Genomic DNA, 12,918 nt, shown 5'->3' with positions numbered 1-12,918 from the left:
TAACCCAAGAACCCTAGGCACAAAGTCCAAACAATTAACCCAATTCCATCAAGGAGAGAATTTAAATACCACCATCATCAGTACCTCAATTGAAAACTCATTCTTAATTCGAGACCAAACTCAAGGGCAGATTGACATTATCAATGTCAATCATAAGAACGACATTCAAAACATCTCCACCGATGAACTGAGACAGAACATCATTATTGTATTAAATCACGGCAACCACGATTTAAACCCGAACAACATTGAGAAAATCGTCGAGAACTTTAATGGACGAGACATTCAATTCATGTCCGACGATAATCTTAAAGAGGACATTAAATCGTGCATTAACAAATTAGAGCGAGATAACAGCGCACATAACATTGAATTAAATGAGGCGCACACTTCTCATCAAGAGAGCGAATTAGACACCCTCAACTATAATGAGAAAAAAGAAACCGACAGCCAATCACTCGACCACTTTGAGCCAAAAGAATATTCACCTCAACAAGAGATGGAATTTAATCACTCAGAGAAAGAGAGTCAGTGGGAAGACAGAGAAATCGACAGAGAGTTAGAGCGATAATAAAAGGGTAGCCAATGGCTACCCTTTTTTTTCGCCTTCAAGATATTCATCGACGCTTTTATCAACCAAAGCGGTGTTGGATTTTCTTTGCTCAATCGAATCCGCTTTATTCTTATAATACCCCTCCCCATCAAAGCTATGCGCCAAATTTAAATTTAGCACGCCTTGTACCTGCCTAACTCTACGATACGTTTCTTCCATCAACTCACGGTTCGACGGCCGCTCATCGTCACTGTCATTCAGTTTGATACGCAACGCCAAGGTAAAAAGCTGACGAGTTGCCTCGGCATCACTTAACTTTTCTCTGTCTCTGAACTTCTTAAAATCTTGCTCTAGCTTCCCTCGAAGGGAGCTTTGTAAAGGGTAAGAACGTGACATAATTTAGCTTTTTCTCCTCAATGAATGTCAATGAAGCCCACCTTTAAGCCTCAATGAAATCCAATAAATTCTCAATGTAAACCCATTGTACTTAGTTTTGAAAAAACCGCTACAACCTTACCGATAAAGGGATAAATAACAATTTAATTAAATCCCATTGAATTTAGATTGAAATCACCACAATCCCTTACACAGAAAGGCGCCAATGATAATTCAATGTAATTACATATTTTCACACTGGGATTTCAGCGGCTAATTAGTTGAGATTTTGAAAATTTTTTCACGCTCTATTTCGCCTCCACTATTAAGCATAAGTCATTGTTTTTATAGGTTTTAAATTCATCACAGACAATCATTTAAATCGTTTACGATTTAGCGTGGTGTGTGGTGAAGAATTGAAAATACAGGGGCACTTCTTACAAAGTATCCGGTTGGTTTTTGTTTTCACTAAGAGCTTGGATTATCGATGAAAAACGCCCCTATTGAAAGGGGTTGGGGTGTAGATTTGACCACACTGTTTTTACATTAACACCAAATTACTCTTATACAGGGGCACTTTCACCCCCAAAATACAGGCTAGAAATAACAAGATTCTAGAACTACAATCGCGCCAACTACTCCGCCATCAACCCTCTCAAAAAAAATAAATTAAATTTAAATTATTAATCTCTAGCTCTTATACAATTTATTCTATTCTTGCTAAAGATATTAACACTGGCGAAAGAGATGAGAATGCACACATACACACAAAAGTTTAGTGACTCTCTATTTCCTCTGGTGCTCTTTAAATAAAGATTGATCCATAAAAAATATAAGGAAATGCGTCATGAAAAAACTAGATAAATTAAAACTATTTTCGGTACACCAAAGCGGCTCAGCAGTCCTAAAGGTCGTCGAAAACTAAACGTGATCTAGTAATGGAGGCTAGTTGATGAACTACTATCTATATATTTTTTCTCATCTGGCTTCCATTGTGGCTTTTCGAAGTACAACGGTTGTAATTATATGGGCGTTAGTACAATCTTTTGGGCAATCTGAGAATGTCGGATTTTTAGTTGCCATCATGTGGATAACCAACATTTTCTTCCTGCCTATATCTGGTTTTTTACTTGATATATACTCAAAAAAAACCATTATTTTAGTTTCTATTTTCGGTTCTCTCGTAGCTTCTATTTTATTGTCCTACAACTATGAATCATTGATAAGTTGTATTATCTTCGTCTCTATCTTGTCCGCTTTTAACAGTGCTATATCAGCAGCACCCAATAGTATTATTCCATTATTAATAGACAAGGAAGGTTTAACAAAAGCGATTGGTCTGTCTTCGACCTTGAACTCGCTACAAGTCATCATCGGTGTTGTAATTGGAGGGGGGGTAATTTACGCCATTGGTGTAGAGATTTCTCTTTATGTCACCACAGCACTCTACCTTACTTCACTAATTTTAATCCTATTAATGTCCTTCCCTAAAAAAAGCACAGAGTTCGGAGGGGAACATAATAAAGCTCTCCAATTAACACAGGGGTTCCGCAGCATTAAAAACCTAAAGCCAGAAGTTATGTTTTGTCTATCCGCACTGGTAGGGAACTTCATTCTAACTCCTTTAGTGTCAATTATAATTCCAATATATGTACTACGTGAACTCAATAACAATGTGGGATATGTCGTATTATTTGAGTCAGCGATAGCAGTAGGAATGATATTAGGAGGAACTATATCAATCAAAGCAACAACTATATTTAATCGATACCATCAAGTATTATTTGGTGGGTGTCTAATTGGTCTAGGGGTGTTCGCCTTCGCTACATTTGAAGATGCTTATATCAAAGTATTTGCTCTGTTCTGCTCAGGTATGGGTTTAACAATCAAGGGAATTCCCTTTAGCTCTTTGAGAGGTCACGCTGTGCCTCACGAATATAAAGCTCGAATTGAGTCAGCCATCTTTATGTTATGTATACTTAGCATTCCAATTGGTAGCCTAACTTTCAGTTATATACTGGATAACACACAACTTGATATCAATAACCTTGTCAGGGTTATGGGGGGGCTCATAATCCTTTCTTTAACATTTATTATTTTCTCAAAAGAGTCAGTACAAGCACTCAAACAAAACGATGACACTCTTGAGCACTATTACACACAACACTACCCAAAGGCATTTAGATAAATGGAAATTACAACGGTAAACTGGGCTATCCCTAACTCATCTAATGCTGATTTTATTATTAACCGAAATTTGGACTCCCTTACTAAAAGTTTTAATTATCTTCACCAATTCTCAGGCCTTAATGATACGAAACTTAAATCCTTCTTGGCTCAAAATAGAGAGGCTTTACGCAAAAACATGCCGCAAGCCCTTCTTTACCATGAGTTCATTGTAAGGAACGTGGAAGATGCAAAGTTTGAGCCTCAAAGAGTATTTAACCACATGTTAACTGAGCTAAAAGAGGTCAGCGATAAACCCCTCGAAATTGTGCCATTTGGTAAACGATACCAGATATTTACGAATGGCATCCTTCAAGCTCTGATAGCGGAAGATCATCTAAAATGTTATGGAGAGCATTTAGCAAAGAGAAATCAAGGCATAGTGTCACCTAGTAGTGAACAATTTCAGCACACTTTAGAAGAAATAAATAGATGCTTATCTTACATTAAGCAGTCCTGTTCTACTCTGTATAAAGAGGTAGAAACGGTGATATCTCAAATACACATTATGAGTTCACCTCATGTGAACGCTGGCAGCTATCTAAGTATGCTAGGGATGTTTAATATTCGCTATCTAAAAAGCGACGTTGAACACTGGAGTCGCCTGGCTGAACATATCATCCACGAAACCGCACACAACTTGCTGTACCAGCTATGGTATCAAGATAAAATCATAACAAACGATCACGGCCTATTTTATACCCCGTTTAGAAAAGACGAACGACCAATAAGCGGCGTTTTCCATGCTATGTTTGTTTTAGCGCGCACTATTTATGGGTTTAATCAGTTACTTGCCAATCCAGATATTGAACTAAAAAAAACCGATATAATCAGCCACTACAACGAAGCTAATAACAAGCTCTCATTCACAGATAAGTTTCTACAAACCGTTGAAGTCATCGACCGTTCCGAGAGGCTCACCAACTTCGGAGTAAATATAAGGAATGATTGTGTTACTCTGGTTGAACGGTGTAAATATCAGGTCTAATTTACCCCACTAATTTTCCATCACATATATACATAGGTATTTAACACGTTTCTGGACAAAAACGTGTCAGTTACTTTGCTAATTTAGAAAACAACGGATTAACTAAAGTATGGGAAACTTTGACAAGCAAAAAGCAAGACGCGACCCCATGAGTTCTATACCTATCAATCAGCATGAATTACCAACGAAGGCATTGCTAATGGTGATACCTGAGTGTAGGCCAGTATCACAAAATCCTGGCCAGACATAAGAAAAACGGCTATTTGGGGAAAATGATGTAAACAACTTGTTTTCCGGTTTCATTGGCTGTAATGCCAATAAATGCTAAAGCTCGCATGAGTTATACGCTAATAAACACTTACTCTTTCGCATACTTACTCAGCCAATCAGAAGTCAAGAAGTCTAGTACCGCATTGCCTGTTTTATTTTCAAAACTAAACAGGCTTTTACTACACCTAAACTGCTCATAATTTACATATGCTTCACGTAAAGATTTTTCTTGTATGCATGAAAACTTCTTTTGATTAATATTTTCAATTTCCGCTAAAATCATATATACGAGATCAAGAGTCTTATCACTTTCGGTGTCAAAAATATCCCCGGAATGCTTCAATACTTCTGTAACCGCCGCTATGTCTCTTTCATATAAATGCAAAGAATCTGTAAAGTGACGCTGATACCCAACTTCAACTCCGATTTTTTGCGCTAAGTAACAATGTAAAACTTGAAACACAAAAAAGTTATATGGAACGCCCCAGTGGATATCATTAGACCTATTTGTAACAGTAAAGTCCAAAGCACCATTTCTAATTTTTATCATTATTGATGTATTACATGGTATGTCCTTGGATGTGTTATTAATTAGGTCATCTGGGGAGTACATGTTCAGAATACATCGACGTGAATCAGGTGTGGTTTTTAGTTCTTTTATCACAAACTCAAGCTGATCATAACCAAAGTGATTTCTTAACCTATAGCCGTAAGCCCCATTGAGGCTCACTCCATCATCAGAGAAACTGTCATATGTTTTCAGATAGTAGTTCAATGTGTCTAAACTATTGAGTCCTCCAACAACCCAAGCAGCTTCAGCAATAGCAAAGAAAGGATTTAAAGCTCTCTTATTAAGAGTTAGTAAATTGAGCCTGCCAGGAGTCAACTCAAAAGCGACAGGGCCAAGATCATAGACCATTCCTACGCGAGAAGGAGTAGGTGAATTTACAGCTAAGCAGTCTTTGAGTGCACTTATGTATAAACGGTTACAACTATCACCTTGATATAGCTTCACTCTAAGCCCCCAAATCTCTTTTGGTTTTTGGCGAGTTTATTCAAAAAACCTTTCTCTAGGTCAACATCAAATTGATTAGCGATTTTTATCAGATAAATGAAAGTATCGACCAGCTCTTCATCCAGATCTGACTTAGAGTCATTTAAGGATTTATCTCCTCGAACGATCTTTTTCGTTAAGTTGGAAAACTCTCCTAACTCACCAAGCATACAAACAATCAAATGTTCAAGTTCCTGAAGGTTTGTTCCATCGATATCTGTATAGAATGATTTACCCTTAATTGAGGTTTGTTTGTCGAATTGCTTTTGTCGTTTACATATTTCTTTCAAGGTAAGGCTCATTTGGCAAATTCCTCAGCTATAAGCTTTAAGTTGTTAGATATTAAGCTACTCAATTCTTTGAGCTGATCATCATGAGAGTGCTGTTTTCGACATTCTTCTAACTGATTAATTAAACCTATAGTTATTTTTAACAAAGAAATCAGCCGAGGTTTATTTGCTTGATCCCATTCACCTTCAACAAGTTCGAGAATATGTTGAATAGAAGTACTACTTAGCACTGTTTGGACTTCGGCCATTTGTTCAACATGTCGTATAAATTTAGGTCGATCATCCTTCATCATATTAAGAATCTGATACTGGCTCATCAAATCTAAGTTCGGTTTCTCCAAAGGATTAAAGTTTGGTACGTGATGAGCTCGACAAGCTAGAATTACTAGTCTCACCGTAGTGAACGACAGTGATGACCTGGCGATTTTTTCAATATTTAATCTAATTTCTTCTAAGTTAATCCTCAAGAACGTACTAACTTCTAGGGCTCTCAAGTACACATTGCAATATAACGTTTCATCTTCAAGGATACTTTGAAACAACATAAAAGAAGGAATGGGACTATCTCCAGAGCCCATTATGGTTTTTTGGTCAATCAATGAATACAGTGCTCTATTACTAGATGGCTTTTCTTTGAGCTCATTAATAATATTATCTACACCATCAACCTTAAACTGCCCATGGTTAAAGTATAAGTTTTCTGGGCATTTATCAGCGTTCCACTGTTGCGCTTTATCTTGAACATCAGACAGTGCATTCCTTACGAGGTCTTGGGCAGGAAGCTCATAAGACAACAACAAATTAATCTTATAACCGTTTGCTTCGATCGCAGCACAAGCATCACTTGCAACAGTTTCAAGCGATGCTGTTTGTTTATATTCTAGTTCCAAAATAGTTTACCTCGCCAACTTTATAATCTTTACTTCTCTTCTCGCTTTTTCAAATACAAAGCTATCTATTATGACTTCATCATTTGTAATCTTGTAGTGATTAAACGCATTCAAATAACCCGACTGTTCAAAGTTGCCACTTCGTGCTGAAATTACAGGGGTAGAACTCTTTCCTAGGTGGTAACGTTGCTCTGTATGCTGATGTCCATGAAGTGCTAAACAGAATCTGTTTTTCTCCATAAACTGAACTAAATCATATCCATTCCTAATTGCAGACGTATCACCGTCAAACTGACTAATAATATGATGATGAAAAACGAGAATTTTTTTCATATCACCATACTCTGATAGATCCACATCAAAGCAACGGTCATCCACCAATCCAAAAGTGTGATTTAAATGATAAGAACTATTCAATACCACGAAAAGCATGTCTTGGATGGCTATAACTTTATAAGTATCATCGCTGAAATCTAAATTGTGATCACGTCTAAGCCCATATACAAACCTGTCAAACGCTTGAAAATCGCCATCAACAATGTCGTGATTACCAGGGCAAATACACAAGTTTTCTTTATTTATTTTGCCAAGAGACATTAGATCACCTACAAAAGTAGAGGCTATTTCATAGCCACAAGCTTGCCCTTTTATCGTTATGTCGCCGCTAATAACGATAACTGGGTTATCTGTATTTTCTAAAATATACTTAGACAAAGCTTCAGAAAGCTCTCTTTCACTAAATGGAGCTTGTGCATCGCCAAAGTGTAAATCTGATAAGTGAATGATTTCCATAGCGCTAAGCTCCTGATTTTATGGAAATAGTATCACAATTAATTGGGCGATATGCACCGAGGTATTCCTTCATATTAGGTACAGCACTGTCTTCTAATGGCTTTAACAAAAGCTCAGTATAACCTTGTTCTATTTTCATATATTCCTCAAAAGAGATAACGCTGTTTTAAGCTGAGAGTAATAGCTTGCTAAAATGTGAAACGAAGTGGACCCAGCAAGCTGTTACGAGTCCGTCTTGAAAACCTTTGTTAGGCCTTATTGGATAGAGCATCCCAATAAGCTCTATTAAGAGGCCCGCCCCATTCAATTGGTAGAAGTTCAATCCAGCCGAGTGCGTGAAGTAACGTAACAATACCGATACCAAATGCATCGCCTTTTACCTCTTCAATTGCCAAACTAAACCAGTAATCCTCATCGTAAAAGAGAGCGCTTTTTATCCCGTCAGAGCCAAGGTTCACAGTTTGTGTAGCTACTCTATCTTCCCCTAATATCATGAGGTCAGGGTTACTAGGATCTACCATAACTTTATCAGGGAAAAAACCATTTGAACTCTTAGAAATAATAGCGCAAAAGGGCTGGTTCTTTCGCTTAGGAAAATTCCTTGGCCAATCTCTAGGTTTATTATTATAAATAGGTCCATTTGTTTCAAAGTCAGGGTTATTTTTCACAGCGCGCTGCAAGATAAGGTTTTTTACGGCTCTGACTTGAGACAATGCTTTATCAAATACAAGTTCATCATTTATAGAGTTTTTACATTCAATATAAGAATATACAGCTTCAATCGGAATTTGTTGTTTGATAGAGAAATTATTTCCATGCATCGGTCTAAGTACAGGAAAAGACATTTTATCAAAAATGATAAGATCGTCTCCGGCAAGCTCACCACTTTCGCTAATTACAAATCCTCTGCAGACACCAAACTTTTCAGGTAAAAAATCCGATAACAGGTGGCACATAGCTATTTCAAATTCATCTCCTAAGTCAAAATTATAGATAGCTTCAATATCATTTAATCTTGCAACGACTTTCTTTGATAGACGCTGAATGTATCCATTATAACTAGTCATATATACTCTGAGGCCTAAAGCTTATTAGACGAAACTTTCCCGTGTTTGCATTCCATCTATGATGCTGGCACACATTATGAAACTCAATTAGCATCAACCTGTTATGTGAATCGAAAGAGGATTTCGGGGTAGAAAAACGGAAAGTTTCCGTATAAGCGCCCAAAGTACGGATTAGATTAATTGGGTCTACTGCAATGTTCGCCAGACGGTAAGTTCATTGGGACTAACAAAGTTTGGGGCACTTTCGAGTTAGAAAGTGCCACGAGTCAAAATTCAGGTCTATGAAGCCTCTGGACACAAATTAGTTAGTGCAATAGCACTAAAGTTATCCGAATAGATAAGAAAAAGTATCTTGAAACCTTACAAGCTCGCTAACTGTACTGTTCCAAACGCTGAGCCTCAAGTTTCCAAGACCTAACATCTGTACGACAGCCGTTTACCTCAATGCCTAGGTTAGCCCAACCTTGCAACGTGGCTTGGAACTCTTCATGTGAGAAGTTTTTAAAGTGCGAAACTTGTTTATAAGCGTGGCGACCAATATAAACTTTAACGAACGATTCTTGCGGAACACTTAAACAAGGAATTGTACGCCCTTCACCCTCGATTAAAATTTGATTCCAATTTCCTGAATGGTTTGAAAACTCAGCGGGTCTTCGCTTACTTACAAAATTTCCGTTTGAGTCAGTGATGTCTTTTACAACCCTAACCTCCTCTTCGTAACCCCATTCTAAGGATTTATGCAAAAACGCACGAGACAACAAATTATACGAATGAGGCTCAAAATGGGATAAAGCTAAATTTTCAGCCAAAATGTCCATATTCACAGGATGGAACGGCTTTGTTGCTGAGTATATTACATCCCCAAAACTCACTGGAATTGAGGATGTATCAGGATCGGTTAAACCCGCTTTTTCACAGTCAATACCAATCACAACCCCCGTATGCGATTGACCATAATGCGCCCACATTAAAGAGTTTAACGGCTGTCTTGTTAACGACAAGACACCAAATTTAGCTGACAAACGTTCTTTAATTGCATTCACAACCAAATTGTCTGTCATACCATGATTATCCAATGCGCAAATTGATGTACCCTCAAAGGGATCATTTAGGTCTAAAACACGGCTGAAACCTAAGGTTGACGACTCAATCATGGAGATTGCAGCCTGAAAGCCTACATATTTGTATAAGATCATTTACTACCTCTGAACTTCAATACAGTTAACGCTTATTAGCCGACTCACAGCTGTTTTCTTCCCTCTATGATGCAATCATTTTTATACCAGTTCAATTAACAATCCAATAAGTAATTGATAATGCGGTATAATACGCTACTTCTCTGCTTAGACGGATACAATACAAATGAAGAATGTTGTGTGGCTAATTACTCTAATCGTTGCTGTTATCTTTGGCTCGTCATTAGCTGCGGTTACAAATTACGGAGACTTAGCAACATGGGTTGCAGCTGCTGGCACTGTTGGAACATTAGTCTTCTTAGCGACGCAGCATATGCAACAAATGAATCACAATCTAGAGCGTTTTGACTTTGAACGTCAGCAATGGCTAACTCAAGCAGAAAATAGTCACTTTGATAATTTTGATAAGCATCTTCAGGAGATAGTAGAAGCTGAAAATTTTGAGATTACTTTTCAGTTCAAAAGAAAGCTACATAAGTCGCTATTTACAGACTATATTTCAAAAGAATTTAAGCCCACTATTGAGCCGCATAACCTACAAACTGGGTTCCCATTATTCGAAGTTGAGCACCATATACATGACTATCAAAAAACAATTATTGAGCACTCTGAAGTAAGCCCTGATATTTTAAACATTGATTATGGTATTAGTTCCGCTTTCAAATCACTGCACGTTACATGCTTTAGGCTGTATGGGGTAGGTGATATATCAAACACTACCGACCCTAGTTTCAAACCCGTAACTCTCAACATACTGCAACCAGTATCCTCTTTGTTCTTAATCGGTCGTGTCTCGTCTCGATTACATGAGTATTGCAAGTTGGAAAAGGTTCCAATTCCAAATCGAACAACTTTCTTCAGCGAAAAGGGGTTCATTGACGCTTTGTTTGACTACGGCTACTCAGATGAAAAGCCGAGCTATATCCATCTAAATACTGGTCCTTTGGATGTACTAACAGTCCTTTATAAGACAAACCAAGTCATAAAGTCTATTGACGTTAAAAACTGCACTTTAAATGAACTGGCTGATAAATGTAGCTACTATCAATTTTTCAATGCTGGGAAATGCTACGTAGGCGACCCCAATAACCAATCGGATGTTAAGAAATATTTACAGCACATAAGTCATTTGTTCAATCAATTAGTCGTGTCTCAAGGACTATCATTAGACCATCTTGAAATCATAAATGGGCATCGTGATTACCTGTCTAATCATTTTTCTATACATGAGATAGATTAGCAGCATGTATGGGGGCAGGTCTTGATTGTTACCATACATTACTTTTTACATATCCAAGCTAGTGAACTTTCTGGAACAACAATTCGTACTGAAGCTCATTTTGGGGCATTTCTGAGGGGCGTTGTTGCCTAAATCAGTTGAACCTTTTCTAATTCCTGCGATCTGATCCTATGTGGTAGTTAAAACGGTGGTAACATGGGTAAGGCTAAAAAGAAAATAACTAACTGGGCTGAATACAATCAGGCTCTGCGCAAGCGTGGCTCTGTTACGTTTTGGATTGATGATTCAGCCGTGGATGCATGGCAATGCAAAACCCATCACGGTAAACGTGGTAGAGGCTTCCAGTATTCTGATACAGCGCTTGAAACAGCTTTGATGATTAAGGGTATCTTCTCCCTACCTCTGCGTGCTCTTCAAGGTTTCATCGACTCTATTTTTGAACTAATAGATGTCCCTTTGAGTTCTCCATATTACACTTGTATAAGCAAGCGTTCGAAGACGGTTCAGGTCAAATATCGTAATAAATCTAGAGGGGCTATTCGCCATATAGCCATTGACTCAACTGGTCTCAAAGTTTTTGGTGAGGGAGAGTGGAAGGTGAAAAAACACGGGGCAGAGAAACGCAGAACATAGCGCAAACTGCACTTAGCTGTTGATGTCGATACCCACGAAACCATTAGTGCAGAAGTCAGTCTTGTTAATGTTGGCGATAGCGAAGTACTACCGACATTACTTAATCCTTTACGCAGAAAGGTTCACGCAGTATCAGGCGATGGCGCATATGATACCAAACATTGCCATGAGACTCTGAAAAAGAAAGGTTGTACCCCGTTGATACCACCTCGAAAGAATGCTGCGCTTTGGGAAGAGAGTCACCCCAGAAATGAAGCGGTAAATGCGCTTAAGAATGGCAAAATAGCGGAGTGGAAAGTACAGTCTGGTTATCACGATCGCTCAATATCCGAGACTGCGATGTCCAGATACAAAGGGCTAACGAGCGGTAAATTGAGTTTGAGATGTTACAACGCTCAAGTGGGTGAAATCATGGAAAATGTCAAAGCTATAAACAAAGTTATAACTATAGGTATGCCTGTTAGAAGCTAACGGTTAGCGATAGACGGCGTAGCTTTGTCTCTAGATTGATTTGATCAACAACGCCGTTAACTTGAATAGTAGCCATAATTTTTAATTCAGAGTTGAGGGACTACCATTCTAACTCAAGCTCACCATGTTGGAGTCATGACCCAATTTCTTAACCTTTTTCTTTAACACCTTCAATGTCGGTAATTGGTCCTGTTTAGATACCCACTGCTGCCAACCAAAGAGTGATTGCTCATAGAAACGTACAAACATCCCCTCTTTTATGCCAACAATACGTTGACTGCTTTCAACCAATGCTAATTTAGTTTCAATATTCACTTATCTTCCCCCCCCCCCTAAAAAAGTGCCAGATGCAACTCTGGCACTTCAAAAACTAAAATTAAAAATTAAAACGTTAAACTCTAAACGCTCAACTTTAAGGATTTGAGACGCAAGATACGTAGCCCGTGAGGCTCGGCTGGTTGCTGAAGACGTAGCCATTGACGAGGTCCACGTCGTAATAGAGAGAACCATCAGGAGTCACCGACCAATAGTAGTAGGTGGTCGGCCAACCGCGCGCGATAAACATCGGGCCGAATGCGTCGTATAGCTCCGTTTTTAACTCGTCTCTTGTTGCTAAACGCCAGTTAGTTCGTCCGCCGAGACTATGGGTGTTGTAGGTAGTACACAGTGCATTTGCGTTATTCCAGTCGAATAGATAAAAAGCACCACCAACTGGGCCGGAATTTCCGTTTTCAGTATGAGTACCGTTTGTAGCACTACCGCCAATGCTGTCTAGATAGGCCGCTGATGGTGAATTGGTAAGCAACTTACCACTACCTCTATCGTAGATATCAATACATGTACCAGCCAAGTTACACACATTCACCTCCACCG

At 38.5% G+C, this 12,918-nt stretch carries 14 protein-coding genes and 1 pseudogene; 5 read left to right on the top strand and 10 right to left on the bottom strand.

The genetic code is table 11. The annotated features are described in order from the left end of the window. Window positions 1-571, top strand: a 571-nt coding sequence (locus tag AB4496_RS03430; protein WP_372130591.1) for a hypothetical protein, incomplete at its 5' end; no start/stop codon positions are given. 18 nt (window positions 572-589) lie between these two features. Here AB4496_RS03430 and AB4496_RS03425 read toward each other — a convergent pair. Next, entirely contained in the window at window positions 590-949 is a 360-nt protein-coding gene (locus AB4496_RS03425; RefSeq protein WP_016790675.1) for a hypothetical protein, read from the bottom strand. 931 nt (window positions 950-1,880) lie between these two features. Between AB4496_RS03425 and AB4496_RS03420 the strand changes: the two genes are divergently transcribed. Next, a complete protein-coding gene (locus tag AB4496_RS03420) occupies window positions 1,881-3,116 on the top strand; it encodes an MFS transporter (protein WP_102258152.1) in 1,236 nt (411 codons plus the stop codon). After that, on the top strand, window positions 3,117-4,142 hold the full coding sequence (locus AB4496_RS03415; protein WP_102258151.1) for an aKG-HExxH-type peptide beta-hydroxylase: 1,026 nt from the start codon (window positions 3,117-3,119) through the stop codon (window positions 4,140-4,142). Between the two features lie 358 nt (window positions 4,143-4,500). Here AB4496_RS03415 and AB4496_RS03410 read toward each other — a convergent pair whose 3' ends face one another. The 7 genes from AB4496_RS03410 to AB4496_RS03380 all read right to left on the bottom strand — a co-directional run bounded on the left by AB4496_RS03410 (window position 4,501) and on the right by AB4496_RS03380 (window position 9,701). Continuing rightward, window positions 4,501-5,427, bottom strand: a complete 927-nt coding sequence (locus AB4496_RS03410; protein ID WP_102258150.1) for a thymidylate synthase — start codon at window positions 5,425-5,427, stop codon at window positions 4,501-4,503. After that, window positions 5,424-5,768: a MazG nucleotide pyrophosphohydrolase domain-containing protein gene (locus AB4496_RS03405; protein WP_102258149.1), complete on the bottom strand. Its 345-nt coding sequence runs from the start codon at window positions 5,766-5,768 to the stop codon at window positions 5,424-5,426. The genes AB4496_RS03410 and AB4496_RS03405 overlap by 4 nt, the downstream gene beginning before the upstream one ends. Continuing rightward, window positions 5,765-6,646, bottom strand: a complete 882-nt coding sequence (locus tag AB4496_RS03400; protein WP_198592111.1) for a hypothetical protein — start codon at window positions 6,644-6,646, stop codon at window positions 5,765-5,767. Before AB4496_RS03400 ends, AB4496_RS03405 begins: the two co-directional genes overlap by 4 nt. Window positions 6,647-6,652: 6 nt before the next feature. Continuing rightward, the gene (locus AB4496_RS03395) at window positions 6,653-7,438 is read right to left on the bottom strand and encodes a metallophosphoesterase (protein WP_102258147.1); all 786 of its coding nucleotides are present in this window, start codon (window positions 7,436-7,438) and stop codon (window positions 6,653-6,655) included. 4 nt (window positions 7,439-7,442) lie between these two features. Then, the gene (locus AB4496_RS03390; protein ID WP_258184164.1) at window positions 7,443-7,577 is read right to left on the bottom strand and encodes a hypothetical protein; all 135 of its coding nucleotides are present in this window, start codon (window positions 7,575-7,577) and stop codon (window positions 7,443-7,445) included. A gap of 109 nt (window positions 7,578-7,686) precedes the next feature. Next, window positions 7,687-8,505 carry a DUF6602 domain-containing protein gene (locus AB4496_RS03385; protein ID WP_102258146.1) on the bottom strand — a complete coding sequence of 273 codons (819 nt, stop codon included), beginning with the start codon at window positions 8,503-8,505 and terminating at the stop codon, window positions 7,687-7,689. Between the two features lie 371 nt (window positions 8,506-8,876). Continuing rightward, window positions 8,877-9,701 carry a DUF2971 domain-containing protein gene (locus tag AB4496_RS03380; protein ID WP_102258145.1) on the bottom strand — a complete coding sequence of 275 codons (825 nt, stop codon included), beginning with the start codon at window positions 9,699-9,701 and terminating at the stop codon, window positions 8,877-8,879. A gap of 166 nt (window positions 9,702-9,867) precedes the next feature. Between AB4496_RS03380 and AB4496_RS03375 the strand changes: the two genes are divergently transcribed. After that, window positions 9,868-10,941, top strand: coding sequence for a hypothetical protein (locus AB4496_RS03375; RefSeq protein WP_102258144.1), 1,074 nt, complete (start codon window positions 9,868-9,870; stop codon window positions 10,939-10,941). A 195-nt stretch (window positions 10,942-11,136) separates the two neighbouring features. Then, window positions 11,137-12,045 (top strand): annotated as a pseudogene (locus AB4496_RS03370) (IS5 family transposase). A gap of 108 nt (window positions 12,046-12,153) precedes the next feature. Here AB4496_RS03370 and AB4496_RS03365 read toward each other — a convergent pair. Beyond that, window positions 12,154-12,360: a hypothetical protein gene (locus AB4496_RS03365; RefSeq protein ID WP_102258143.1), complete on the bottom strand. Its 207-nt coding sequence runs from the start codon at window positions 12,358-12,360 to the stop codon at window positions 12,154-12,156. A gap of 97 nt (window positions 12,361-12,457) precedes the next feature. Next, on the bottom strand, window positions 12,458-12,918 hold a 461-nt coding region (locus AB4496_RS03360), incomplete at its 5' end, for a DUF1566 domain-containing protein (RefSeq protein ID WP_372130590.1).

This window comes from Vibrio sp. 10N.222.46.A1 (assembly GCF_041473595.1).
Lineage (GTDB): Bacteria > Pseudomonadota > Gammaproteobacteria > Enterobacterales > Vibrionaceae > Vibrio > Vibrio tasmaniensis_A.
Note: the sequence above shows the minus strand (reverse complement) of the source record. Positions and strands in the feature narration are given on the sequence as shown.

Bases quoted from the DNA above. Each gene is read 5' to 3' on its own strand.
- AB4496_RS03380 (WP_102258145.1), bottom strand. From the start codon at position 9,701: ATGATCTTATACAAATATGTAGGCTTTCAGGCTGCAATCTCCATGATT.
- AB4496_RS03415 (WP_102258151.1), top strand. From the start codon at position 3,117: ATGGAAATTACAACGGTAAACTGGGCTATCCCTAACTCATCTAATGCT.
- AB4496_RS03405 (WP_102258149.1), bottom strand. From the start codon at position 5,768: ATGAGCCTTACCTTGAAAGAAATATGTAAACGACAAAAGCAATTCGAC.
- AB4496_RS03425 (WP_016790675.1), bottom strand. From the start codon at position 949: ATGTCACGTTCTTACCCTTTACAAAGCTCCCTTCGAGGGAAGCTAGAG.
- AB4496_RS03385 (WP_102258146.1), bottom strand. From the start codon at position 8,505: ATGACTAGTTATAATGGATACATTCAGCGTCTATCAAAGAAAGTCGTT.
- AB4496_RS03375 (WP_102258144.1), top strand. From the start codon at position 9,868: ATGAAGAATGTTGTGTGGCTAATTACTCTAATCGTTGCTGTTATCTTT.
- AB4496_RS03390 (WP_258184164.1), bottom strand. From the start codon at position 7,577: ATGAAAATAGAACAAGGTTATACTGAGCTTTTGTTAAAGCCATTAGAA.
- AB4496_RS03420 (WP_102258152.1), top strand. From the start codon at position 1,881: ATGAACTACTATCTATATATTTTTTCTCATCTGGCTTCCATTGTGGCT.
- AB4496_RS03395 (WP_102258147.1), bottom strand. From the start codon at position 7,438: ATGGAAATCATTCACTTATCAGATTTACACTTTGGCGATGCACAAGCT.